The sequence below is a fragment of the Ruegeria sp. BG9 genome, assembly GCF_056538305.1.
Window position 1 is genome coordinate 207,442 of sequence record NZ_JBQFSY010000007.1, and the last position, 24,842, is coordinate 232,283.

Annotated in this window: 18 protein-coding genes; 9 read left to right on the forward strand and 9 right to left on the reverse strand. The window is 56.4% G+C overall.

Going from position 1 to position 24,842, the window contains the following annotated elements; genetic code table 11:
• From ACR0I8_RS13740 to ACR0I8_RS13755, 4 genes are read right to left on the reverse strand one after another with little or no spacing between them, the layout of a single operon-like run.
• Positions 1-657 (reverse strand): ABC-type transport auxiliary lipoprotein family protein, encoded by a 657-nt coding sequence (locus ACR0I8_RS13740; RefSeq protein ID WP_170378328.1) that lies wholly within the window; start codon positions 655-657, stop codon positions 1-3.
• Positions 654-1,970: an MlaD family protein gene (locus tag ACR0I8_RS13745; RefSeq protein ID WP_170378326.1), complete on the reverse strand. Its 1,317-nt coding sequence runs from the start codon at positions 1,968-1,970 to the stop codon at positions 654-656. The genes ACR0I8_RS13740 and ACR0I8_RS13745 overlap by 4 nt, the downstream gene beginning before the upstream one ends.
• Positions 1,971-1,983: 13 nt before the next feature.
• Positions 1,984-2,790, reverse strand: a complete 807-nt coding sequence (locus ACR0I8_RS13750; RefSeq protein WP_170549542.1) for an ABC transporter ATP-binding protein — start codon at positions 2,788-2,790, stop codon at positions 1,984-1,986.
• Position 2,791: 1 nt separating this feature from the next.
• Positions 2,792-3,916 carry an ABC transporter permease gene (locus ACR0I8_RS13755; protein ID WP_170689118.1) on the reverse strand — a complete coding sequence of 375 codons (1,125 nt, stop codon included), beginning with the start codon at positions 3,914-3,916 and terminating at the stop codon, positions 2,792-2,794.
• A 252-nt stretch (positions 3,917-4,168) separates the two neighbouring features.
• Between ACR0I8_RS13755 and ACR0I8_RS13760 the strand changes: the two genes are divergently transcribed.
• The 3 genes from ACR0I8_RS13760 to ACR0I8_RS13770 all read left to right on the forward strand — a co-directional run bounded on the left by ACR0I8_RS13760 (position 4,169) and on the right by ACR0I8_RS13770 (position 8,686).
• Positions 4,169-6,034 (forward strand): PAS-domain containing protein, encoded by a 1,866-nt coding sequence (locus ACR0I8_RS13760; protein ID WP_170689290.1) that lies wholly within the window; start codon positions 4,169-4,171, stop codon positions 6,032-6,034.
• On the forward strand, positions 6,034-6,735 hold the full coding sequence (locus ACR0I8_RS13765) for a response regulator transcription factor (RefSeq protein WP_170378320.1): 702 nt from the start codon (positions 6,034-6,036) through the stop codon (positions 6,733-6,735). The genes ACR0I8_RS13760 and ACR0I8_RS13765 overlap by 1 nt, the downstream gene beginning before the upstream one ends.
• Before the next feature lie 133 nt (positions 6,736-6,868).
• Positions 6,869-8,686 carry an ABC transporter ATP-binding protein gene (locus ACR0I8_RS13770; RefSeq protein WP_480526012.1) on the forward strand — a complete coding sequence of 606 codons (1,818 nt, stop codon included), beginning with the start codon at positions 6,869-6,871 and terminating at the stop codon, positions 8,684-8,686.
• A gap of 57 nt (positions 8,687-8,743) precedes the next feature.
• On the opposite strand, the gene ACR0I8_RS13775 is transcribed toward ACR0I8_RS13770, so the two are convergent.
• The 4 genes from ACR0I8_RS13775 to ACR0I8_RS13790 are packed head-to-tail and all read right to left on the reverse strand — an operon-like array spanning position 8,744 to position 16,973.
• Positions 8,744-10,054 (reverse strand): HlyD family type I secretion periplasmic adaptor subunit, encoded by a 1,311-nt coding sequence (locus ACR0I8_RS13775; RefSeq protein ID WP_170378318.1) that lies wholly within the window; start codon positions 10,052-10,054, stop codon positions 8,744-8,746.
• Positions 10,038-12,296, reverse strand: a complete 2,259-nt coding sequence (locus ACR0I8_RS13780; RefSeq protein WP_480703267.1) for a type I secretion system permease/ATPase — start codon at positions 12,294-12,296, stop codon at positions 10,038-10,040. The genes ACR0I8_RS13775 and ACR0I8_RS13780 overlap by 17 nt, the downstream gene beginning before the upstream one ends.
• Positions 12,286-13,125 (reverse strand): SapC family protein, encoded by an 840-nt coding sequence (locus tag ACR0I8_RS13785; protein WP_170689119.1) that lies wholly within the window; start codon positions 13,123-13,125, stop codon positions 12,286-12,288. The genes ACR0I8_RS13780 and ACR0I8_RS13785 overlap by 11 nt, the downstream gene beginning before the upstream one ends.
• 38 nt (positions 13,126-13,163) lie before the next feature.
• Positions 13,164-16,973 (reverse strand): Ig-like domain-containing protein, encoded by a 3,810-nt coding sequence (locus tag ACR0I8_RS13790; protein ID WP_170689120.1) that lies wholly within the window; start codon positions 16,971-16,973, stop codon positions 13,164-13,166.
• 228 nt (positions 16,974-17,201) lie between these two features.
• Here ACR0I8_RS13790 and ACR0I8_RS13795 point away from each other — a divergent pair, with 228 nt between their 5' ends.
• The 6 genes from ACR0I8_RS13795 (at position 17,202) to ACR0I8_RS13820 (ending at position 23,065) form a co-directional block, all read left to right on the forward strand.
• Entirely contained in the window at positions 17,202-19,250 is a 2,049-nt protein-coding gene (locus ACR0I8_RS13795) for a dockerin type I domain-containing protein (RefSeq protein ID WP_480703269.1), read from the forward strand.
• Between the two features lie 241 nt (positions 19,251-19,491).
• A complete protein-coding gene (locus ACR0I8_RS13800) occupies positions 19,492-20,082 on the forward strand; it encodes a TetR/AcrR family transcriptional regulator (RefSeq protein ID WP_170689122.1) in 591 nt (196 codons plus the stop codon).
• Complete coding sequence (locus ACR0I8_RS13805) at positions 20,079-20,342, forward strand: hypothetical protein (RefSeq protein WP_170689123.1); 264 nt, start codon at positions 20,079-20,081, stop codon at positions 20,340-20,342. Before ACR0I8_RS13800 ends, ACR0I8_RS13805 begins: the two co-directional genes overlap by 4 nt.
• Positions 20,343-20,351: 9 nt before the next feature.
• Positions 20,352-21,503 carry an SRPBCC family protein gene (locus ACR0I8_RS13810; protein ID WP_170689124.1) on the forward strand — a complete coding sequence of 384 codons (1,152 nt, stop codon included), beginning with the start codon at positions 20,352-20,354 and terminating at the stop codon, positions 21,501-21,503.
• Positions 21,504-21,521: 18 nt separating this feature from the next.
• Positions 21,522-21,995, forward strand: a complete 474-nt coding sequence (locus tag ACR0I8_RS13815) for a hypothetical protein (protein WP_170689125.1) — start codon at positions 21,522-21,524, stop codon at positions 21,993-21,995.
• Positions 21,996-22,006: 11 nt separating this feature from the next.
• Entirely contained in the window at positions 22,007-23,065 is a 1,059-nt protein-coding gene (locus ACR0I8_RS13820; RefSeq protein ID WP_170689126.1) for a ferredoxin--NADP reductase, read from the forward strand.
• Between the two features lie 398 nt (positions 23,066-23,463).
• Here ACR0I8_RS13820 and guaD read toward each other — a convergent pair whose 3' ends face one another.
• On the reverse strand, positions 23,464-24,792 hold the full coding sequence (gene guaD, locus ACR0I8_RS13825) for a guanine deaminase (RefSeq protein WP_170689127.1): 1,329 nt from the start codon (positions 24,790-24,792) through the stop codon (positions 23,464-23,466).
• Between the last annotated feature and the right edge of the window lie 50 nt (positions 24,793-24,842).

The window sequence follows — 24,842 nt, forward strand, 5'->3', positions numbered from 1 at the left end:
CTATTGCAACGACGGTCGGGGATTGTTGGCCGCATGCGAGTGGATTTTACGCACGCTCCACTCCACGGCATCGCGCATGGTCTTGCCGAGCGCGATGTCGAAAGCCTCTACCAGATCAGGGGTTTGATCGCTGGCCGAGACGACATATTCGCGGAATGAGCTTGAGGCGATGATTTTGTCTTCGAACTCGTCGATGATCTTGATGTTCATCCGCACCTCGACCCTTACAGACGTGGAATCCTCAGTTTCCGATACGACAAGACCCTGAAATTCACGCAAGTCCGGTTGAATAACATAGTCCGCGCGCAGTCCGACCGTAGATCGACCCACCGCAGCAACCTTGCCTGAGTTCTCAAAGCTCTCGACCATCAGCGCCTGCACGATCAGCGGCGCGCGATCGACCCAGCGCGCTTGCGGCAGGTATTGCACTTGAAGCGCAGTGGGCTGAATGGCGATCTGGTCGGTGTTGACAGCGGCCGTCGCCGTCGGCTCTTGCACAACGATCTGCTTTTGGACCCGGGGCAGCGAAGAAGAAAACGTGCTTTTGGGCGTAAGCAGATAAAGGTTGTTTGGTTTTGAGGCCTGTCGCAGCGTACCAAGACCGGCGCAGGCCCCCAGCAACGTCAAAGACAGGGTCAGAAACAGGGTCCTAATCATTGACGGAACTCCGATGCTTGGGTGCCCAGCAGGAACCGTGCCGGGTCGCGTTCTATTCTGTCAGCCAAGCGGTCGAGGGAAATGACCAGCCGCTGCGCCTCTTCGACAAAACGGACGAATTGAGGCAGGCCAACGCGTAGGAAGTTCGACACTTGCCGGCTGTTGTCTTGTACGATCTTGTCGACCGTTCCCAGCAGCTCCTTCGCTGAGTTCGAGGCGCTGAGGACATCGTCCGAGATCTCGTCGATTTTATTGGTGATGTTTGAGACGGTCTCGGTCACCTGATTGGCTGCTTTGCGGATGTCTTCAGCCACAGGAGCCACGTCTTCGTCTATCACCCGGTTTGCTGTGTCAAAGGCACGCTCGGCCGAGGCCAATACGCCCTTGGTCGAGTCCATCGCGGTGGTGATTGACGCCAGCGTGGTGTTGGCATTCGCCACAGTTTCGGTGATCACTCCTAGCGAGACACTGGCCTCATTCGACAACCGCGTCAGGTTCTCGGCCAGTTCCGAGCCGCGCTGAATAAAGGGCTTGATGTCTTCGGCCATGACGCTGTTTGCCGTTGTCAGGGTTGTTTTGGCTTCATCCAACGCGCCTGTCGCCGAGTCCGCTGCTGTTTTGACCGATTGCAGCGTCTCGTTTCCGGTCTGAAGCGTGGTTTCAGCCGCAGCGATCAGCGGGTCGAGACGTTTGGTGAACTCACCGATATCCTTGGCCGCATCGCCGATATTGCCGGAAACGGTTTCAAAATCCGACATGGTCTTGTCCAAACGCCCGGTGGCGGAGGCTAGGTTTTCGAGAATATCCGAGACGGCCTTGCGGTTCTTTTCATCGACGACCGAGTTCAGCTCCTGCAATAAAGTGATCGCTTCATCGAGCACCTTCGGCGCGCCTTCGAACAGAGATTGAATCGTACTGCGTTTGCTTTTAATCACGCTGTTTTGCGGCAGGCGGGCGGCGGTGGTAGATCCTCCGGTCAGTTCGACATAGCCAACGCCGGTTACACCAAGCGATTGCAATTGGGCGATCGTGTCTTCTGTGACGGGGATATCTGCATCGACCTCAATCCTCACCCGCACTTTCGAGGGGTCGTCATCATCCAGATTTAATGAGATCACCTGACCCACAGGAAGGCCGTTGAAACTGACCCCGCCAGCGGCCGACAGGCCAGAAACGTTGTCGAACAACACGTCATAGTAGGCGTATTGGCGGGTTACCTCGAACTTAGCGAGCCATAAGAAAAAGCCAAAAGCCCCCAGTAGTGCTGCAAGGGTAAATGCGCCGATTAGAATATAGTTCGCTCGGGTTTCCATCGCCTTACCTGCCTTACCCCTTCTGCTGTGCCGCGCGGGCGCGGGGGCCTGTGAAGTATTCCTGAACCCAAGGATGGTCGACCTTGGTCATCTCTTCTATCGGACCTTCAACCAGTACGCGTTTTTCTGCAAGTACCGCGATACGGTCGCAGATCGCATACAGACTGTCCAAATCATGGGTGACCATGAAAACCGTCAGGCCCAATGCCTGCTGCAACTCTCGGATCAACTCATCATAGGCGGCGGCACCGATTGGGTCCAAACCAGCGGTGGGCTCATCTAGAAACACGATCTCGGGGTCCATGGCCAAGGCGCGAGCCAGCGCGGCCCGTTTGCGCATCCCGCCCGAAAGTTCGGATGGAAACTTGCCGCAACTCAGCTGTGGCAGACCCACTAGGCTGATCTTCAATGCGCCCAGAGATTCCATCAGTTTTTCGCTCAGGCCAGTATGTTCGCGCAGCGGGGCCATGACGTTCTGCAAAACGGTGAGCGAGGAAAACAGCGCACCATCCTGAAACGCCACGCCCCAGTGGCGTTCGATACGGCGGCGGTCTTCCTCGGGGCCATTCAGGACATCTACGCCCAGAACCTCGATGCTGCCTGCCGCTGGCGTGTTCAGCCCCACAATCGTCCGCAGCAGTACCGATTTACCGGTGCCCGAGCCGCCCACGACGCCCAAAACCTCACCCCGCCAGACATCGAGATCCAGATTGTCATGGACAACCTGCGGCCCGAACTGATTACGAAGCCCGCGCACGCGGATCACCGCCTCGCGTTGCGCGTCTGCCTGAGTGGTCTGATGTTGCACCGTGCCGTCCATGTCAGATCCCGATCTCAGAGAAGAAGATCGAAAACAGGGCGTCGATGGCGATCACCATGAAAATTGACTGCACGACCGAGGCCGTGGTGCGCTGACCCACGCTCTGGGCCGAGCCTTTAACCTGCATGGCCTGCCAGCAGGCGATCACGCCGATGACCAGCGCGAAGAAGGGCGCTTTGATCAACCCAACCGCCAATTGCCAGACATCGGTGCTTTCGTTCAAACGGGTGACGAACATACCGGGGCTGATGCCGAGGTCGATCCAGCTCATCAGTCCGCCGCCGAAAAGCCCCGCCAGATCGGCGACAAAACCGAGGATCGGGAGCATGATCAAAAGGGCCAGGACACGCGGAACAACCAGCACCTCTATCGGATCGAGACCCAGCGTGCGCATGGCGTCTATTTCCTCTTGCACCTTCATCGACCCGATTGAGGCGGTAAAGGCCGACCCCGACCGACCGGCAACGATGATAGCAGTCAGAAGGATCCCAAGCTCACGCAGAACAGAGATCGAGATCAGCTCGACCACGAAAATCTCGGCCCCGAACTGTTTCAGCTGTGTCGCCCCCTGAAAGGCCAGAACAACGCCGATCAGAAACCCCATCAATGCCACGATGGGCAGAGCCTTGAACCCGGTTTCCTCCATATGTGTAAACAGGGCAGCCCGACGCAGACGCCAGGGCATGACAAGTGTGCGCCCAAGCCGATGCAGCGTCAGACCCAGGAACCCAAGGATCGAGAGCGTGTCCTTCCACGCGCCAACCGTTTTCTGACCCACGCTCGCGACCCAATCCACGGCATTGCGGGGTGGGGCCAGTTTTCCGGGATGGTCTGGGATGTTCTTCGATACGGTCTCGATCAGTGCGGCATGGGCCGGTTGAACACCCCGGAATTCCAACTTAGCGCCAGCCGTCGTGAACCGCTTGGCAAGATCCGCAACCAGCCACGCGCCGCTTGTATCCAATGCTTCCACGTCCGACAGATCCAGCGTAACATGCCCGCCTTCTGGCTGAATGCCTGCAAAAGGCCCCTCGACCGGAGCAAGCAATTGCGTCAGCATTTCGCCTGCAATACGGATCTGAGTGCCATCGCTTTCGCGTTCGGCGGAAATGGTTGGGCTGCTCATATCTGTATGTGATGCAAAAAAGCCTGAATCTGCAATGGTTGTATGCCTTTGTCGGCGGATTTACAAATCCGGCATTGCGCCGCGGCGACACGTGCAGCTTGCACGCCACGATTGTTCGGCGCAGACACGTTTACCGATTGTGGGACAAAATAACCGGCTGGGCGTTCGCCTCTACACCAAGTCCAAATCTGATGCTACGGATAGGCCGCAAGGAGGGCGATCTTGACCGTTAGCGAGACACGCATCAAGGCTATGACGACCGCCGGGCTGAATTTGATCGGTCAGGCACTGTCGATCTACGATAACAAACTGCGTCTGGTTCTCAGCAATCGACGCTTTCAAGAGATGTTCGGCCTTCCCGACGACCTCGTTAAACCCGGCGCGTTGTTTCGTGATACGATTCACTTCCTCGTCACCCGCGGAGAATACGGGCCCGAGGGCGATGTAGATGAAATGGTGCAGCAGCGCGTCGAGCAAGCTATGGCGTTTGAGCCGCACTACATGGAGCGCGTCCGCCCGAACGGGCAGGTTGTCGCTGTTGAGGGATCGCCTCTGCCGCAGGGTGGTTGGGTTGCAGTGTACACAGATATCACAGGCACGAAACGCGCCGAAAACTTGCTGCGCGCCCGATCCGAGGAGCTTTCGGACCAGCTTCTCAGCCATACCGAGGAACTTTCGGCCACCAACCGTAAGCTTGCCGCGACCATCGCCGCGTTGGAGGAGGCCAAGCGCGAACTGACCGAGATCGAAGCCCGCACGCGCATGACGACCGAGATGATGCCCGCCCATATTGCGCATCTCGATGTCGATGGGCGCTACGATTACTCAAACCGGCGGCTCAGCTCGGTGTTGCCGGGTCGCCCATCTGATATTTTGGGGCTGCATATCTCCGACGCGCTTGGCCAACACGCCTTTTCAAGGGTCGAGCCGCATCTGTCAAAAGCCTATGGCGGAGAAACCTCCGTTTTCGAGTTCTCTGAAGAACAAGATTCCCGCCGTATTCGCGTGTCCTTTACCCCGGATGGGGAAGGAGGCGTTTATATTATGTCTGTGGACATCACCGAGGAAACCCAAACCCGCGTCGCGTTGCAACAAACCCGCCGCCGTGAGATGGCCGCGCAGATGACCAGCGGGCTGGCGCATGATTTTTCGAACTTGCTGACCATCATTCTGGGGATGCAGGGACGGCTGGACAAGATGAACCTGCCCGATGAAGCGCATGAGCTGATTGCGGCGACCCGTCAAACCGCGCAGCGCGGCGGGCAGCTTTTGAACCGGATCGCGGATATGACGGGGAACCGGACGCCGCAGCCCAAAGCAACGGATATGCTTCAGCTGCTTGAGGACCTCCGCATTCTCGCCTCACCTTCTCTACCGCGTGGGGTGGGGCTTTCGGTGGTCAACACGCTGCCCGATCAGGCCCTTATGCTGGACCCGGGGATGGTGCAGGATGCCTTGCTGAATTTGGTCCTGAATGCCCGCGATGCTTGCGGCAACAACGGTCAGATCACCATCAGCGCCCATGCGATTGGCGCGATTTGGGTTGAGATTACGGTCTCTGATACCGGGCCGGGGTTCTCGCCCGAAGCGCTGGACAAAGCCCTCAATCCATTTTTTACCACCAAGGGCAGCGACGGGTCCGGTCTTGGCTTGCCAATGGTCTATGACACGGTGAAACTAGCCGGAGGGGACCTGAGCCTGAAGAACACGCCCTCGGGGGCGTCGGTTGTATTGCGGCTTCCGTACCGCCCTGCGCCCCCCATGCGCGGCGGAATGGTTCTTCTGGTCGAAGACAATCAGGACTTGCGCCTCCAGTTCCGCGACATGCTGATCGACTTTGGGTTTTCGGTCATCGAGGCAACCTCGGTCGACGAGGCATTGACGCTGGTGAGCGAACTGGATGACATTGTTCTGGTCCTGTCCGATATCCGGTTGGAAGGGGAGGCAACCGGGCTGGACCTGATGGAGCGTCTCAAACCCCGGCTGCCATGTATCTTGATGACGTCGTTGCCATCGACTGATCCTGTGTTGAAGCGCGCAATCGGTCGGGTGCCCGTCTTGCACAAACCGTTCACTCCCAAACAACTTTCGGCTTTGATCCGAACCGAGGCTGCGTGATGACTCAACCGTTGGTGACCATTCTCGATGATGAACCCGAGATTCGCCATATTCTGACGGAGACCCTGCAAGACGCAGGTTTTCGAACCCAGAGCTTTTCACGTGCCCGAGAATTCGAGGCCGCGTTGAACCGTGTTACGCCCGATGTATGTCTGGTTGATCTGTCCCTGCCGGATACGGATGGATTGGCGCTGGTGCATCGCCTTGCCTTGGAACAGGGCGCTGCCGTCATCATCATTTCAGGCCGCGCGCAGGTGCAGGATCGGGTCACCGGGCTAGAGCTCGGGGCCGACGACTATATCACCAAACCGTTCGACCCCGCCGAGGTCGTTGCCCGTGTGCGGGCGCGTTTGCGGGCGCCGAAGGGGCAGGTGGCGCACTCGGAGACGGCCAGTTTCAACGGTTGGGTCGCGCATTTTGACCGCTATGTTCTTGAGGATCAAAAAGGCACAGAAACCGCGTTCAGCCATGCAGAAGGTGAAGTATTGCGTCTGTTTCTCGAAAGTCCCAAACGTCTGATTAGCCGCGCCCAGATGCAGGAAACGCTGGGAGGCGCGGCTGGTGAGAGCTTTGATCGTGCAATGGATGTGCGTATTTCCCGTCTCAGAACCAAGTTGGGTGAAGACCCCAAAAACCCTCGATTGATCAAAACGATCTATGGCGCAGGTTATATTTTCCTGGGCGATGTGGTCTGGCACTGAAGGTCCCGGTGCGCGCATTTGACCCTGCTTCAAGGATATCTGCACGGGTGGGCTGGAAACTCGGGTTTGTCCTGATTAACTAAAGCGACCTCGACGACCGAGGGGCAGAGGTATAAGACACCGCTGTTTAACCGTGCGGTTGCCCGATAAGGGCGGCGACACCGACGATCTGGAGTGTGAAATGATCGGCAAGGCCTGGGCAAAATGGCGATCGGGCTATATCGGTAGGCTTGTCGTGGAAAGCCTGCGCAAACAAGGGTGGATGTACGGCATCGCGATGGGTGCGATGGTAGTCGTTGCCGCCACGACCGCCGGTACGGCTTGGATGATGGAAAACATCGTCGATGCCATGACCACCCCCGAAATGAGGTCGCAGGCACATTGGATCGCGCTTGTTGTCGTCGGGCTGTTCGGCGCTAAGGCATTCGCTTCCTATATTCAGTCGATTTTTTTGGCGCGCGCGGGGAACCGAATTATCGCGGTCCAACAAGAGCGGCTGTACAATCGACTACTGCAGCGCGGTATTGGGTATTTTGCCGAGATTGAATCGTCCAACCTGTTGATGAGGGTCACCGCAGGGGCGGGGGCCGCCCGGAACCTGGTAAATATCATCGTAACCAGTTTCGTGCGCGACGCGCTAACGCTTGTGGGTCTTATTATTGTCATGATCTATCAGCAACCGCTACTTTCCGTGCTGTTTTTTGTCGTTGGTCCGGTTGCTTTGATAAGCGTGCGCTATCTGTTGAAGAACGTACGGCGAATAATGCAGGCCGAGTTGAAATACCTTTCCGAGATCATCCAGGTCCTGCAGGAAACATCGAACGGGATCAAAGTCATTAAGGTGTTCAGCCTTGAAGGCCGCATGACCGATCGGATGAACATTGCGATCAAACGCGTCGAGAAACGTTCGAACGACATCGCCTCTTTGCAGGCCATCGCCAGCCCGTTGATGGAGTTTCTGGCAGGTCTGGCCGTTGCCGGTGTTCTGGTTATCAGCACTTTGGGGATCGGAGGATCTGAGCCTCCGACGGCGGGTCAACTGATGTCGTTCATCACGGCCCTACTGATGGCATATGAACCCGCCAAACGCTTGTCGAAAATGCGGGTTTCGATCGAGACCTGCATGGTGCCAATTGGTATGATGTTCGAGCTTCTGGATGAACAGGATTCGATGCAGGAACATTCAGAACCCAAAGAGATGGTTAAAGGTCCAGGCGAAATCCGCTTGCGTGATGTGACCTTCGGGTATCAGGGGACACTGCCCGTTATCAAAGACATGGATGTCACTTTCGAAGCAGGAAAAACCACGGCGCTCGTGGGCCAATCAGGCGGAGGAAAATCCACGATTTTCGGCCTGATAATGCGGTTTTATGATCCCAATCAGGGCTATGTAGAGATTGACGGTCAGGATCTCACCGAAGTCAGTTTTGCATCGCTGCGCCGGAAGATATCCTATGTCGGGCAGGACACGTTCCTGTTTTCGACCACCGTGATGGACAATTTGCGCTATGTCGCGCCGGACGCGACCGATGAAGAAATTTTTGCAGCTGCACGCGCTGCGCATGCGCATGACTTCATCTCTCAGTTGCCAGAGGGCTATGACACTCAGGTTGGGGAAAACGGAGCTTTCCTGTCCGGAGGTCAGAAACAGCGGATCGCAATTGCCCGCGCAATTTTGCGCAAAGCGGAAATCCTTCTGCTGGATGAAGCCACAAGTGCGCTTGACGCAGAATCCGAAACTCTGGTTAAAGAGGCATTGGACAAGCTGACGGAAGGGGTCACGACAATCGTAATCGCTCACCGACTATCGACCGTTCTGGAAGCGGACAACATCATGGTCGTTCAGGATGGTCAAATCGTCGAGCAAGGGACCTTGAATGTGTTGTTGGAAGAAAACGGCGCGTTCCGCCGGCTGTTTGACCAGCAATTCAAGAAGCCTAGCTCGTTATAACAACAGGATTTCACGCTACGTCAATAAGTTGAGTGTGGTGCTGTGATTGAGGCTGCGCTATTCCCGCAGCGCTTGGTCCTTAATTTTCACGACCGGTTGGATCAAATAGTCCAGAACGGTTTTGCGCCCAGCCAAAATATCGACCTCGGCAATCATGCCAGGAATGATTTCAACAGCGGCCCCCGAGGCGTCGAGCATTGTGCCATTGGTCCGGATCTCGATGACAAAGACCTCTTCGTCGTTGTGCTCGGACCGGGTGATGGTATCTGCGCCAATTCGAACAATTTCCCCATCCAGTCCGCCGTAGCGGGCGAAATCATAGGCGGTGATTTTGACTTTCACGGGCTGTCCAGCATGAAGAAACGCGATATCTTGCGGGCGAACATAGGCTTCGACCAGTAAACTGTCATCCAGTGGAACGATCTCGACCAACTCCTCTCCGGTGCGCGCAAGACCGCCGATCGTGGTACGGTGGATGCGGTTTACGATGCCGCGCGCCGGAGATTGAACGTTTGCGCGGGACGCTCGATCCTGCAAAGCTGGCAGCATTGGTTCTAGGGCGGACAGTTCAGCGGTTGCGACGGCGAGGTCGGTCAGAGCATTGCTCCGAAATCTGCTGCGCGCCGCTCGGATTCGGTCATCAATCTCTTCCAGACCGGTTTTTAGTCGACTGGTCGCAGCTTCGGCTCTGACCCGGCGACCTTTCCATTCTGCCTCACTGCGCCTAAGCGCCAAAAGCGTGGTCGCGGGTTCCATTTTGCTGGCGACCAGAGGTGCCATTATTGCTCGTTCCTCAGCCAGAACATTCAGTGTCTCTTTCGCGGTGACCTGATCTACCAATCCTTCTTCGTATTCCCTATGGCGTTGTTGTTGTTGTCGCAGCAAGATATCAACTTCAGCCTGCAATTCGACTTGCCTGCCTTGGTACAAAGCCGTTTCTGATTGAACGACATCCGGGGCGCCTGTGACGAGCGCAGCGTCAAACTGAAGCTCCCGGCCCTCGATCTCGGAGTGAAGCCGCTGGATCCGAGCCATCAGGCCAAAAGCACGTTGTTGTTCCTGATTCAACTGACTGTCGATTTGGGTCGTGTCGAATTCCATCAACAAGGTCCCGGCTTGAACCACTTGGCCTTCCCGCACGTGCAATACCTTCAAAACGCCTGGCTCTGTTGCTTCGATGATCTGGATGTCTCCAGATGGCACGATCCGGCCATCCACGCGGGTTACGTCGTCCAACTCGGTCAGATACGCCCAAAGCCCGGCCGTGAGGAGGCATGCGAGAATTGCCACAAGCAGAAGAGAGTTTCGCAAAGGTGAAGTTCCGCGAGTCGCGCGTGCCAATGAGGCAAGATCATGATGCTGCGACATTCAGGTGCCTCCTGTTTTGGCGTGCATGTTGTGACAGAAGGCTTTTTGGCCCGTCTTTCGCGATTTGGCCGTCGTCAATGACAATAACGCGGTCCACCAGCTCCAAGAGGCTAGGACGGTGCGTGACGATCACCATCGTCGTGTCCGGAGTCGCCTGCTTGAGGCGGGACAGAACACGCGCTTCGGTTTGAACATCCATGGCGCTTGTCGGCTCATCCAGCAGCAGAACCGATGGCTTGCCGATCAAGGCCCGCGCCAAGGCAATCGCTTGTCTTTGTCCACCTGAAAGCCCTTCTCCCCTTTCCGCAAGCTGTTGATCATAACCTGCTGGATGACGCGCTACAAAATCCTCAACTCCGGCAATTTGCCCGGCTTCAATCACTTCTTCGTCATTCGGCCTCATGGTGCCACTGGCGATGTTTTCGCGGATCGAGCCGGAAAACAGCCAAACATCCTGCAGAACAGAGCCGACACCTCGTCGTAGATCTCCTGGGTCAATTTGCCGAATGTCCAACCCATCCAGCATGATCGACCCGACCCGAGGCGCATAGAGGCCCAGCAACAGTCGCGCGATTGTGCTTTTGCCCGAGCCAATTTGGCCAAGAATTGCGACTTTCTCACCAGGGTTGATAGTAAAGGAGACACCTTTCAACGTGTCTTCGGATTGATCCGGGTATGCGAAATGGACGTTGCTAAACGAAATCGCGCCCTTGAAGTGTGAACGGCCGATCCAGGTTCTGCCTTCCGGTCGCTCACTGTCTGCCCGCATAATCTGGTTAAGGTTTCGAAAAGCGCTGCGTGCTTGATTGTATCGCGTTAAAGTTTGCGCCAATTGCCCCAAGGGTGCCAAGGCGCGACCCGTCAACATGACGGCGGCGATCAGGGCGCCCATGCTGGTTTGTCCTTCCGTGACCAAGAAAACGCCATAGAAAACGATCAGCACCTGCGCCGCCTGTTGCGTGAGGCCGGTCAGGTTCAGGGCGAATTGTGTTATCGCGCGACTGCGAAGTCCGTGGTTCGATTGTCGTTCTATCGCGCTTTCCCAACGGGTACGCATCTGACGATCCGCAGAGGTGGTTTTTATGGTTTCGAGGCCAGAGACGGCCTCAACAAGAACAGATTGTTTGGATTGACCATCCTTGAATTGCCGCTCGGCCAACCGCGATAGTATAGGTTGGGCGAGCAAGCCGGTCAGCAGAACAATGGGTACTGCCATCGCAGGAACGATGGCCAATGATCCACCAACCAAGTAGATCACGAAGACAAACAGAGCGATGAATGGTAGATCGACGATCGCAACCAATGTTGCGGACGTGAAAAATTCGCGCAGAGTTTCGAACTCGCGAACTGTATTTGCCATCGCGCCAGTTGATCCGATACGAGATTTCATTTGGATATCGAGTAACTTGTCAAAGATGCGCCGTCCCATCAGCCGATCAGCCTTTTGGCCGGCATGATCAAGGAATCCAGCTCTTAGAATCTTAAGTAGGAAATCGAAGCCAAGGGCGAGGCCCACGCCTATGGTCAGTGCAATCAGAGACTCCGTTGCTTCGTTGGGAAGAACTCGGTCATAGACGACCATGATGAAGATAGAAGTTGAGAGCCCTAGAAGATTGGCGAGCGCTGCCGCGAGAATGACCTGGAAATAGGACCATCGACTGGCCGCCAAAGCTGACCAGAACCAATGTCCAGACCTTTGGGCCTCGCTATTCTTCAAGATATCTTGATGGTCTCGGCGAAATAGAATTGCGTAGCCGGTATACGCTTTTTCCAACTGTTTCTGTGGAATTGTTCCGGTTCCCGGCCCAATGCAAGGGTCGTACACCAAAAGCATGCCGTCGTCGCTGCGCCCATGATAGACAACGGATCGTCCCCCCTCCAACAACAGTATGGCTGGTGACAAGTCGTCATCCAATTTGCTCAGCAAGCGCGTGCCATACCCTGCCTGAAGACCGCTTTGGCGTGCAAGCGCCAGTGCATCACTTATCGAGAGGCCATTTTCCAAATTTGACTGCGCGGCAAAGAGAGATGCTTTTGTTATTGGACGTTCAAGTGTCTCACCCACATGCAGCATACACTTTTCTAGTTCTGTTAAACGAGATGTGTCCGGTTGGGATTCGTGCCGCGTCATGTCTAAGTTCCTCTTCGGCAAGTTACGGCAGCGAAGGAATGGAGTGCGTCCGCTGATCGAACCTGTTTTCGGTTTTGGCCCGCTGCATGGCAACCAGGGGTCATTGGGCATAAGCGTTTAGCTCCGAATTCGGGCCCCAAGAGGTTTCGTTCGTTTGCGCATCGGCCAATGCAGACAAGAAGCCGTCGACATTCGTCTTCCGCGAAAGATCCACCGAGCTCGGATTTTGTGTCATTCGTGATTGTGCTTGGGCCAACCAAGCTATGTGAGACAGTGAGACCTGATGCGCGTGGACTAGCTGCAGAGCGCCACAAGTTGTCAGTGTGGCCAGTTGCCTATTGGTCAAACTGTTCAACCCATCGGGCGAGATACCCCAACAGCCCTTTGGTAAAGAGCAACCCTCATGTTGGGTGAGTGGGGCCAACAAGTTCATATCCGCAAGCACATCACAAATGGCCTTTGTGGTTTGTGCTGACGACATTCGACCTTGGAAGAACCTCTTTACGGCTTCAAGATTGGAAGAAAGCGCTCCTGTTTCACGGTAGAACGCCTCATCTCTGGGGTCATCACTGATCAAGCCAAGGGATTCGTCGATGAGCAATTGGAATTGAGCGTCCTTGACCTGCCCACCTCTTGGCATTGGTTCGGCATCGAAAGGCGGGCACCTCATCGCAGAGGGCAAGTAGGGCGCCAACCATATGCCTGTTTCAGACACAAATGAGTTTTCAGCCTCTTCTGTCAGGGAAAACACTGCGACCGGCTCTACCCCGCTCTCCGTTTTGCGGAACACAAGCGGGAAAGCAGCCGCTACGGGGAAAACTTCTGCCGCAACAACTGAACATTCGGTCACGTACCTTGTATGATCGAATGAGGTGAAGCGTTTCCAGAACTTGTGACCATACCTCTGGAATGAGAGGGGTTTGAGGTGGGTTTTTGACATGGCTGCCTTCCAAGCTCTCGGCCAATCCTAGAAAAGGACTAGGCGGTGGCACCTGTGGGATCGGTATGCAGGATATTGTCTGCACTCAGGTTGTTCAGATCATTCAGACCATCGAACACGGCGAGCGTATCAACAGTGACGTCGTCTGATGCAGAGAAGCTGGCTTTGACGAGCTTGGCGTCGGTTCCATCGGTTGTCAGGGCATAGATCTCGTCTCCGGCCTGCGCTCCGACCAGGCTCTCCAATGACAATTCAATGGTGCTGACCGTGAGGTCGCTCAGGATGGTCGTAAAGCCGACGAAGCCTGTATCTATTCCCAGATTGCCGCCTTGACTCAGGAACTCCACGTCCGTTCCCGTGCCTCGCAACGTGGCGACGTCGAGGCCCCTGAACATCAGGGTATCTGCGACTTCCGTTGCAGTTCCGGTGCTGAACCCCGTAATAATATCCGTGCCATTGATTGCAGGGTCTGCTTCGAACACAACGATGTCTCGGCCTGCCTCTGTCAGGTCAATCGTATCGTCGCCATCACCCCCCCTGATGATCGTGTCCACATTGCTTGCACCTATGACATCGTCAGTGGTCGTCCCTGATTGGTAGACAGAGTCGCCTCCGTTTGGCGTGACGATCTTCAGCTCAAAGGGTTGATTGATGTCCTGAATGTCGACGGAAAACTGCACGAGAGGGGCCGAAATGTCGGAGAAACTGAGTGTGGCTCCGGCGAAATTGACGAAACTGGGGTTGGCTGCGTTCACGGCAAGAGGCAATTGCCCGTTGAATATGATGGAGCCGCTGTCAAAGGTGACCTGAGCGGAGTCGAACTCTAAACGCATGTCTACAAATAACCCGCTCGACAGATCACGGTCGGCTTCCGAATAAACCGCGAACTGGACGGTTGAGCCGCTTCTGCCGACTTCCGAGATGACATAGGCTGCGGGCGTATGAGCTGTGGCGTCAGCACTCACCGGAAGGGGATCAGGCCCTCCGGATACTGTTGCTTCTGCCGAGAAACTCAGATCCGTCCCGGCCGTCGTGCCGGCAAAAGCGGAGGCTGCGATAGGCGCAGACCATGTTCCATTTGCTGCGACGGTTGCGGTGCCAACGGATGTACTGCCCAAAAGGATGTCCACAGTCTGCCCAGCGGCCAGACCAACCGAAGAGCCGCTGACTGTAATCCCGGAACTTTGCGCATCGGCAAGAGAGATCGCCCCATTGGTTCCAATCGAATCGAGGCTCAAGGATGGTCGGAAATCGGTTGAGAAGGATCCTGTTGCCGCGTTGGAGGTATTGCCTGCAGCGTCTTCAACCGATGCCGAGATCTGGAAGCTAGCGCTGTCTGCCAAGGCTGTGAGATCGCTGGTTGGAATATCCGCACTCCAACTTCCGTTCATTGCGGTGGCTGTATAGGCCTCGCCGTCCAAGGTGATGGTTACGATTTCCCCGTTTTCGGCCGTTGTCGTACCCGAAACCGTCAGGTCCTGCCCGCGCTCCACGACATCCAGAACTGATCCTATGGACAGTGGATCGAGGGTAATGCTGGGTGCCGCAAAATCAGTTGTAAAGCCCATTGTGGTTTGGGACGTGTTTCCAGCTGCATCAGCCACAGTCGCGGTGATGGTATAGCTTTCCTGATCCTGAAGCCCCAAAAGATCAGACGCACTTGTCACCAACGTCCAATTGCCACCAGTGACGGTTGTCGTCTCGCTGATGTCAACCGTGCCGTCGGCGCGTGCGATCGTGATAGATACAACCGCCCCTACGCCTGCATCGCTAGTGCCTGAAATGGTCAGGTCCGTTGCCCGCTCTGCGGCGTTCATGATCGAGCCGTCCGAAACACTCGTAATCGCGATGGTCGGATTAGTGAAATCTGTATCGAAACTACTTGTCGCCTGAACAGCCGGGTTTTCGGCGATGTCTGAGACATCTGCCGTCACGGCAATCGTCGCTCCGTCTACCAAGAGTGCCAGATCAGCGGCTGGCACAGTAACGGTCCACGACCCGCCCGCGGCCTCGGCGGTGTAGGATAGCCCATTCATGCCAACGGTCACGGTTTGATCGTCTTCAGCTGTGGTGGAACCCGAAATGGTTAGATCGGTTCCTCGTTCGGTCGCATTCATGACGGCCCCGTCCGAGAAACTGTCTATGGTGACTGTCGGAGCGCTTACATCCTTGGCCAATTGCGCCGTTGCTTGAGGCGCGGCCAGCCCTTCTGCGTCAGACACATTGGCTGTTACCGTAAAATCACCCCCATCGGACAGAGCCGCCAGATGGGCCGTTGGGACGGTTACGCTCCAGGTGGCACCCGAAACAAGATCCGTATAGGTCTGGCCGTTCAGCGTGACGGAAACCTGCTGGTTGTCGCCAACATTTCCTGTTGTGCCTGAAATGGTCAAATCTGAACCGGTTTCGGCAGCGTTCAGGATATCACCTACGGACAAGGGTAAAATGGCAATAGATGGACCAGAGAGGTCGACGGGCACCGTGGCCGTCACGGTGGTCGCCAGGTTGCCAGCTGCATCTGCGAGCGAAACACTAATCTCTGCCGGGGTGCCCGTCGTCAACCCGGCAAGATCCGCGTTGGGAATAGTGACAGACCAACTGCCGCCTAGAGTCGTGCCGGTAAAGGACTGCCCATCCAATACAAGCGTTACAGTTTGGTAGTCCTCGGTCGAGGTCGCCCCGGTCATGGTCAGATCGCCGGTTACATTAATAAGGTCTATGGACCCTCCGCCGACCGGATCGAGCGTGAGGGTTGGAGCCGTGAAGTCCGTATCGAAGCTGTTGCTGGCTTGAAAGGCCGGGTTGCCAGCGCGATCCGAAACATCCGCTGTCACGCTGATGGTTGCCCCATCCGACAAGGCTGCCAGATCGGCGGCTGGAACGGTTGCCGACCATTGGCCGTTGGACACCGTGCCGGTGTAAGTCTGGCCATTCAGGGTGACGCTCACCGACTGCCCGTTTTCCGCGTTTGTCGCGCCACTTACGACAAGATCTGTTCCCTGCTCGGCGGCGTTCATGACGGCGCCATCCGAGAAACTGTCAATGCTGAGTGTTGGTGGGATTGTGTCTACGACCACGGTTGCCGTCGATACGGAGATCTCGTCCCCCAAGGTATCAAGCATACGAACGGTCACGGTGGACTGACCTTGGGCCAGGGCGCTCGCCTCGGGCGCTGTGAGAGTGACGGTCCAGTTCCCTTCGGAATCCGGTGTCACGGTCGTGGTCACGGAGCCGATCGTAACCTCGACCGAAGTCGCATCGTCCGGCGCAGTTGCGTTGGTTAGAGTGTTGTTGAGGGAGGTGGCCTGCAACTCTGCCAGATTCAGCGTCGGGAAGTTTGGCGTAGGGGCTGGATCGTCCCCACCGCCTCCGCCGCCGCCACCTGCCGCCGCAGCACCGGCGAGACCAAGACCCGCCGCCGCAGCACCCATGCCGCCCAGACCGCTTGCCGCTGAGGCAGCTCCGGCCTCGGCAACAGCGCTGAATTCGACGATCTGCGAAACCATCGCCTCGGCGATCATGATCGAACCGCTCTCAAGGACCTGAACATGTTCAGCCGCAACAACCATGGTGCGCCCATCGAGCATTTTCAGAAGGACATCCCTATTGTCCATCAGCTTGGCTGATTTCACACCCGGGATCGTATCCGCGAATTGGAAAGCATAGAGTTCCTCAACCGTCGCCTGCGCAAAAGCCGGAAGGGCCAGCAAGGTCGACACCAATCCGCCCGCAATGCCGCGCCCGGACAGTTTGCGCAGGTTGCGTTCGATCCACGAGCGCTTGTGGCGATCGCGATCTGCCCCTGAAAGATCGGCTGGCGTATCAGTATGGCGCTCAGGTGTCTTCATCGTCTTGCCCCTCAGAATTGGTGTCCGCGATCCTGGGAAGGCCGTCCCCGACATGACGCTTTGTTCATCTGTCTTGCCTTCCGGTTACCACCGCGGGCGAACCTGGAAAAATTGAGTTAAACTGAAGCCGAACTCCTCGTTTTCACCACATTCCCGCTTTTGTTTCGGTCTGGGCATCAGATCATCCTCAGGTCATTGCCAGGGGTGGCATTGGGGGTGATCAAGGTGATGCTTCAATTCGAAACTGTGGTTGCAACGGGAAGCCCGGCGCTCGATTCAGGTATCGGCGATACGGCTTTAAAAACGTTTAACGGGGATACGTATCTCTATTCCATCACCGGGCCGTTCGGTGGCGTTGCCGCCTGGCGGCTCATTGAAGGGGCCGGGCCGCAGCTGGTGGATACGGTCTATCATAGCGGCCCGATCCTGTATCAGGTGGGGCGGACAGGTGTGCCAATCACCTTGGGCGCTGAGGACCAACTGGCCCTTGATATCAACAATGCAACGGGTTTGGTGGGATATACGCTCAACTCGGACGGCACTTTTGGCGATCTGCAGGAAACCGGGACGCTCGTCGGTGGCGGAGACATCTCGGCGATGGCGCAACTGGACGTCGGGGGGCAGAACTATCTGACCCTTGCGCATGAAGACACCGATCAGATCGTCAGCTATGAGATCAACCCAGACGGCACGCTTTCGGTTGTATCGCTGCTCTCTGGCCAAGCCGATTCGATGCATGCTGCGACGGTCGGGACCGAACAATTCGTGATCACCGCGAACGCTGCAAATAGTGAAATCGCCGTATTTGACGTTTCCGCAAGCGATGGCAGCCTCAGCGCTCTGGACAACAGTGCCGCTGTTTCAACGATGGGAATCTCTACGCCCACGGCGATTGAGGTGGTCGAAGCCTATGGGCAATCCTGGGTCATCGTGGCGGGGTCGGGTAGCAATTCCCTCAGCGTGATGGGATTGCGCAGCGATGGTCGGTTGATCCCCAAGGATCACGTTCTCGATACGTTGAATACCCGATTTGAATCCGTGCAGGACCTGTCGGTGATCGAGGTGAAGGGCCGTGCCTTCATCGTGGCCGGCGGCTCCGACGATGGCGTCAGCCTGTTCACGTTGACCCCGAATGGAAAGCTGATCTATCTGGATAGCTTTGCCGACACGTTGGATAGTGGGTTGGGGAACGTCCAGACCCTCAGCCTCGCCCATATCGGTGATGAGCTTCAGGTCCTGGCTACGTCGCAGCAGGATCCCGGACTGACGCAGTTGAGCGTTTCTTTGGCAAATCTTGGTGTCGTCCTTGACGGTAGCGGGCCGGTTATGGGCACGGCGCAAGACGACATGCTCAGCGCGGGGGTGCTGGATGCCCAACTGTCCGGCGGGGACGGAGATGACATCCTCATTGCAGGGAGTGGTGAGACGACACTGACAGGCGGGGCTGGGGCTGACATATTCGTCATGCAATACGGCAGCGACCCCACGACGATCACGGATTTCGAAGCCGGTGCCGATCGGTTGGACATGTTCGACTATCTGTTGCTGCGAACCCCCGATCAATTGACCTTTACCGCCACATCCCAAGGGGCCGATATCCAGTATCTGAATGAGGTCGTCCACGTAATATCCTCGACCGGTGCGCCATTGACGAAAGAAGAGGTTTTTGGCTCCGGGTTCGGCGGACCAGACCACATTCCGGTGGATTTCGGAACGTTTGGCGGGTTGGAGCCTGCAAGCTCGGACGGCATTCAGGGCCGCGTGCGCGTCGATTCCGAGACCGCCAATCCGGCTCTTGCAGATGCCGAGATCAAGTTCGCTCCGACCGGAGGCGGCACCGTCACTGCAACCACGGATGAGACCGGACGCTTCGATCTGAACGTTCCGAACGAGACGTTGGCCGGAGAGCTGGAGGTCGTCAAAACCTATTCAACAGCGAGCGGACGGGTTAACGCTCTGGATGCGTTGCAGGTTCTGCGCATCTCGGTCGGGTTGGATCCGACATGGGGGCCGGCGGCTCCAGAAAATCTGATTGCCGCCGATATAACACAGGACGGAGCCGTCAACGCACTGGACGCGCTGTCCATCCTGCAGGCGGCGGTCGGACAAACTTCTCCATATCCCGCGAAATGGGTTTTTCTGGACGCAGATGCCGACCTCTCGGGGATAACGCGAAATGCGGTGAATTATGACACGCAGTTGGATGTTACTGTCCAAGATGGTTCATTTGCGATGGATATGACCTCTATTCTTTTGGGAAACATCGAGACGTTGTGACGGTGTTCCGCGGTCATTTTACTTGGGCTGAACTCTCTTTCTCGAACCAGCGGGCGGTACTGTTGAAAAAGATGAGAGGCAGGCTGTCGCACTCGCGAAAGCATTGGATGGTGGCTGGCCCCTCGCTATAGCCCTTCCGAATTGAAGTTTCTTTTCACGCGCTGGTCTCAAAGTAGATTGTCATAGTTGACAAACAATCTCTAATCATTATTTGTCATCAGTGACAATTTAAGAGGCCGCAATGCCAAGACCATCTCTGAAAGACCAACGATCTCAGGAAATCCTGGATGCGTACCTCACATGTGTGGCGCGGTTCGGCCTTGACGGCGCGACCCAGGAACGGATCGCGGAGGAAGCAGGCGTCAAGCGCCCTCTGCTTCGCCACTATCTTGGCAACAAGGACGAAATGATTGCCGCACTTGCCGAGTACACGCTTGAAGGCTTTGCGATGTCACTAGACGGCCTGCGACAGGCCCTGCCAGACAGAGCTACGCCAACGGATCTTGTGGACGCTCTTTTTGCCGAAAACAGCGGAACTGATCCGCGGTTGATGTTGGCGTATCAGGCGCTGGTGACTGTTGTTCCGGATCGCCCGGAATTGCGGCAGGATCTTATGGACAGCCTAAGTGCCTTTTTTGACGTGGTTGAGGATGTCCTGAAGCGCGCCGCCCCTAACGCGCCGGGTGCAAGCACTCGTGCCGTGACTCAGGGTATTTCCGCAATCTTTGTCAGCATGGATGCCCTGTCGCCACTCGAGCCGCCCAAAGTCTGGCGCGCGGAATTGAAGCTGGCGGCGTCTTTGCTTGCCTCTACGCTGGAGGCCGAGCGATGAGCCACGCCAGAACCGCGAACTATATAACTCTGCCTGTACTGTTGGCTGCAGCTGTCCTGGGATACTACTGGGTCTGGGGGCTGCTCTTCCTGTGGTGGACCATTCTGACCATCCTGAATGGTCAGGCTTTTCTGGTGTTCGAGATCAACCGACACGACGATCCAATTCTATTCTGGGCCATTGCCTGCCTCTGGGCTTTGTCAGGACTGATGATGCTCGCCGCCAGCCTTTTTCCACAATACGCCCATCTGATGACCTGAGGGATAAAGATGACCAAAATGTATCATCACCTGCCAGTCGAAGCCTATACTTCGCAGGATTGGTTCGACCGAGAACAACAACAGATCTTCTCACGCACCTGGCGTTTTGCGGGACTGGTTGAAGATATCGAAGGCCCCGGGAACTATCTGTCGGTGCAGGCAGGTTTGAACAACCTGTTTGTCGTCATGGGGCGCGATCACCGGCTGCGGGCCTTTCACAATATTTGCCGCCATCGCGGTACACAACTGATCCGCGCGGTTGGCAAGACGCAAAAAGCGCTTACATGTCCTTACCACGATTGGACCTATGATCTGGAAGGCAATCTGATCTCCGTCCCCGATGAGGCGTCGGAATTTCCCGGTGGTATCGATAAATCCTGCCTTGGCCTCAAACCGGCGAGCGTAGACGTCTGGCGCGGTATGTTGTTCGTCCATCCTGATCCGAACGCGCCCACGCTTGCGGAGTGGTTTGGCGAGGTCGATCCATTCCTTGGCCCGCACAAGCCCGAGGAACTGGTAGAGTACGCTGAAGGTCGGAACACCTATGAGATCAAGGCAAATTGGAAGATCGTTGTCGAGAATTACATCGACGTCTATCACCTGAGCCACCTGCATTCCAACACCCTGCATATGTATGACCATGCCAAGGCGGAATACGGGTGGAAGGGGCCGCACTATCACTTTTGGGAGCCTCCGTCCGCGGAGTACGCCAAGGATCATGAGGCGAACCTGCCGATGCCGCGCGCGATCCCAAAACCCCATGTCGGCGCGTGGGTTCCAATGCTCTTTCCCGGCATTGGTATCGGGGCCAGTGAGGAAAGCTGGAACCTGTTTATCATCACGCCACTGGCGCCGGACCTTACGCGCATCGAAAATCGCACGAAACTGGCCAATGAATCTGATTGGGCGTTTCAGAAACAACAGTGGAAAAGCTGGGGTTTTTGGAAGGACTTTGGCGGTGCGAAGTATCAAGGGGCCGATGTCGCAGGCGAAGATGATCCGATGGCATCCGGAGACTTCACGACCGAGGATATCTATGCCTGCGAACAACAGCAGAAGTCTCTGAAAAGCCCGTATCTGGAAATCGGCCCGGCCGGGATTGGTGAAAGCCCGATTACCCAGCACCAAAAAGCCGTTTTGGAGTTCATGAAGGCTGATTGAACAATGCGGAGATGGATTATGACACCCGTTCAAGCCACCCTAATTGGCGTGGCTATCGCGTCGGCTTTGGCGCTGACAGCGCAAGCAGAAACGCCTGAGGAGATCTCCGCCCGTGTCCTGGCGGCTCAAGACGAAGATAGCCTTCTGGCTACGTGGGAAATCTGGCATCCCAAAGCTACTCATCGGATCGTTCTCAAATACGGTGCCGGGCAGGAAGATGATGTCTTCACTTACCGTGTGGGGGACGTTGCCGCCGCTACCGATGCTGAACTCCCCAAGGAATTGGCGGACTACAAGGAAACTAAGCGATCCACGCCCAGAATGACCACCCGCACCGAAGATGAGGTCCACCACGTAACCGCGGTTACGGATATTGAATATGATTGGCAGGGATATGCCGGCAAAATGCGTAAAACAGATGAGTTTGCCTTTGAACCTTACCTTGGCGGGATGGTGGTCCGGTCATTGACAACAACTTATGACTACCGGTGATTGGTGATTTAATGCAGCGCGACTTCTATCCATTGACCTTATCTGACATCCGCACAGAGATCGGCGGTGCAGCCACAAGTGTCACTTTAGATGTCCCTGCCAGACTGGCTGATCTGTTTCAATGGATAGCAGGGCAACATTTGACGATCAGGTTTTTGATCGAAGGGCAGGAACATAGGCGCAGCTACACCATCTCAAACCCTCCTGGATCCGCACTGCGCATCACTGTGAAACGAGTGAAAGGCGGGATCGTGTCGAACCATATCGGTGATGCTCTGTCGGTAAGGGATACCATCGAAGTCATGCCCCCCTTTGGACAGTTCACCTTAACGCCCGGACTCCTTAAACGCCGCACACACTATTTCTTTGGCGCGGGCAGTGGCATCACGCCTCTATACGCGATGATCAATGCCGTTTTGACGGACGAGCCGCATTCCGTCGCGCATTTGGTTTTCGGCAACACCAACGCGAACAGCATCATTTTTCGGGACGAGTTGGAGCAGATCCAAGCGCGATACCCAAAACGCTTTTCTGTGCGCCATGTTCTGTCACACCCCTCCTTGTTCAGTTGGTTCAGCCCTTGGCGCACGGGTCGGTTGGATGCAAACGCCGTTCAGGCCGCTATTGCCGAGACCCCACCTGTGGCGCAGGACACGCAATACTGGATCTGCGGTCCGGGCAGCATGAACACGGACCTACGGGCGGCGCTCAAAAATTTGGACGTGCCTGACGATCGCATTCACACGGAAAGCTTTGGAGGGAATGTCGAGCTCGACCTCAGCACGTCAGGGGTCGCAGCGACAGCCCGCATAAATCTGCATGGTGCATGGCATGACGTACCGGTGGCTGCGGGTCAAACCATACTGGAAGCTGCCCAATTGAAAGGCTTAAATCCACCATACAGTTGCCAGTCCGGTGTCTGTGGTGCCTGTGTTGCCCGGCTTACCGAAGGGGCCGTCCATATGCGGAACCGAGTTGCACTTGAAGACGGAGATATCTCGAAAGGGCTCATCCTCTGCTGTCAAAGCGTTGCGACGCAAGAAAGCATCGCCTTGAAGTTTGAGGGGTAGACTCGGGATCACGAAAAACGCAGGCAGAAGCCAAGCAAACAAGTCGGAACCCCACATCGCAAGTTGAAGGATTGGAAGTGGTGGCTGCGAGAAGATCAAATCTCTTTGCAGACCCGCCTCCTAACCTAACACACTGGTATTCGCCGCCAAGTCGCAGCAGATGATACCGTCACCTGCCTTATTACCCAATTTGTGGAATGACGGGATACAGATCGATTTTTCATTGCACCTGAAGGATTTATTGGGCACCCGAGGCATCCCGCGCTTTTTGCCTTGTGCTATCAGGAACTTGGCCGCGCGGTTTTGAAGGGTCTAGCCCGGATCGAGCAAGTCGACTGATCCGGGCTTTCAATTTAAGACCGTCGCGGGCTGGAAATGGGCCCGCGCTCCAGATGCCGCTAGGCAGGGACTTTGGCTAGTTCAGGTTGCGGTCCTGCAACCTTGCTGGGTGTACCCGACACATAGACTTCCTCAATCGCGCGATCGTCTCCCATCATCTGCAGGACGAACAGCTCTTGTGACAGGCTGTCCACGCGGTCCATACGTAGGGCCATGGCCGGGGTGCTGCGTGCGTTCAGAACAACGACGTCGGCTTCGCTTCCCGGGGCGAGCGTACCGATTTTGTCTTCGAGGCCCAGAACGCAGGCATTGCCGCAGGTTGCCCAATGGAACGCTTGCAGAGGGTGCAGGGCTGTCCCTTGCAATTGCAGGACTTTGTAACCTTCGTTCAGGGTTTGCAGCATTGAATAGCTGGTGCCAGCACCAACATCCGTTGCGATCCCATTGGCGATTCCGCGCGCGCTCAGCCCGGCATGATCAAACAGGCCGCTGCCTAGAAACAGGTTCGAGGTCGGGCAGAACACGGGATGCGCGCCGGTTTCAGCCAGCACGTCAATCTCTCGCGGCTCAAGATGGATGGAGTGTCCGAGTAGGGTTTTCCGTCCAAGCAGACCGTAGGACTGATAGACATCCAGATAGTCCTGAGCTTGCGGGTAGAGTTGTCTGGTGAAGGCGATCTCGTCCTTGTTCTCCGACAGGTGTGTCTGGATGTGGCAGTCGGGATGCTCTTGCGCCAGCGCCTGGGCCATGGCCATTTGGTCCGGGGTTGAGGTGATCGCAAACCGGGGCGTGATGACATAGCCATTGCGCCCTTTGCCATGCCAGTCGGCGATGAGGGCTTTGGTGTCGTCATATCCGGTTTGCGGCGTATCCTGCAGCGCCTCAGGCGCGTTGCGGTCCATCAGGACCTTGCCTCCTAGCATGCGCATGTTGCGTCTGGTTGCCTCGGTAAAGAACGCGTCAACCGAGGTTTTGTGGACCGAGCAATAGGCAACCGCCGTCGTGGTGCCATGCGCGATCAGCTGGTCATAGAACGCCCGCGCCATAGTCGCGCTGTGCCCGTCCGAGGCAAAGCGGGTTTCTTCTGGGAATGTGTAGGTGTTGAGCCAGTCCAAGAGCTGTGCGCCCCACGAGGCGATCACCTGCACTTGGGGAAAGTGAATGTGGGTGTCGATGAATCCCGCCATCATCAGATGAGGGCGATGGTCCGTCATAGGCACGTCTCTGGCCTTTGCGCTGATCGCCGAGAAGGGGCCGGTGTCCTGAATGATCCCGTCCCGGATCAGCACCGCGCCGTCCTCAAGATAGGTATAGGCGCCGATATCGTCGCCGTTCTGGGGCTCACGATGAAAGGTCAGCAGACGACCGCGCAGCAATCTCTGTGTCATGGAATGTCTCGTATGTCGTGGGAAAACGGGCAGAGGGGCAGCCCTAAGGC

Bases quoted from the DNA above. Each gene is read 5' to 3' on its own strand.
- ACR0I8_RS13740 (WP_170378328.1), bottom strand. From the start codon at position 657: ATGATTAGGACCCTGTTTCTGACCCTGTCTTTGACGTTGCTGGGGGCC.
- ACR0I8_RS13745 (WP_170378326.1), bottom strand. From the start codon at position 1,970: ATGGAAACCCGAGCGAACTATATTCTAATCGGCGCATTTACCCTTGCA.
- ACR0I8_RS13750 (WP_170549542.1), bottom strand. From the start codon at position 2,790: ATGGACGGCACGGTGCAACATCAGACCACTCAGGCAGACGCGCAACGC.
- ACR0I8_RS13755 (WP_170689118.1), bottom strand. From the start codon at position 3,916: ATGAGCAGCCCAACCATTTCCGCCGAACGCGAAAGCGATGGCACTCAG.
- ACR0I8_RS13760 (WP_170689290.1), top strand. From the start codon at position 4,169: ATGACGACCGCCGGGCTGAATTTGATCGGTCAGGCACTGTCGATCTAC.
- ACR0I8_RS13765 (WP_170378320.1), top strand. From the start codon at position 6,034: ATGACTCAACCGTTGGTGACCATTCTCGATGATGAACCCGAGATTCGC.
- ACR0I8_RS13775 (WP_170378318.1), bottom strand. From the start codon at position 10,054: ATGTCGCAGCATCATGATCTTGCCTCATTGGCACGCGCGACTCGCGGA.
- ACR0I8_RS13780 (WP_480703267.1), bottom strand. From the start codon at position 12,296: ATGCCCAATGACCCCTGGTTGCCATGCAGCGGGCCAAAACCGAAAACA.
- ACR0I8_RS13785 (WP_170689119.1), bottom strand. From the start codon at position 13,125: ATGTCAAAAACCCACCTCAAACCCCTCTCATTCCAGAGGTATGGTCAC.
- ACR0I8_RS13790 (WP_170689120.1), bottom strand. From the start codon at position 16,973: ATGAAGACACCTGAGCGCCATACTGATACGCCAGCCGATCTTTCAGGG.
- ACR0I8_RS13795 (WP_480703269.1), top strand. From the start codon at position 17,202: ATGCTTCAATTCGAAACTGTGGTTGCAACGGGAAGCCCGGCGCTCGAT.
- ACR0I8_RS13800 (WP_170689122.1), top strand. From the start codon at position 19,492: ATGCCAAGACCATCTCTGAAAGACCAACGATCTCAGGAAATCCTGGAT.
- ACR0I8_RS13805 (WP_170689123.1), top strand. From the start codon at position 20,079: ATGAGCCACGCCAGAACCGCGAACTATATAACTCTGCCTGTACTGTTG.
- ACR0I8_RS13810 (WP_170689124.1), top strand. From the start codon at position 20,352: ATGACCAAAATGTATCATCACCTGCCAGTCGAAGCCTATACTTCGCAG.
- ACR0I8_RS13815 (WP_170689125.1), top strand. From the start codon at position 21,522: ATGACACCCGTTCAAGCCACCCTAATTGGCGTGGCTATCGCGTCGGCT.
- ACR0I8_RS13820 (WP_170689126.1), top strand. From the start codon at position 22,007: ATGCAGCGCGACTTCTATCCATTGACCTTATCTGACATCCGCACAGAG.
- guaD (WP_170689127.1), bottom strand. From the start codon at position 24,792: ATGACACAGAGATTGCTGCGCGGTCGTCTGCTGACCTTTCATCGTGAG.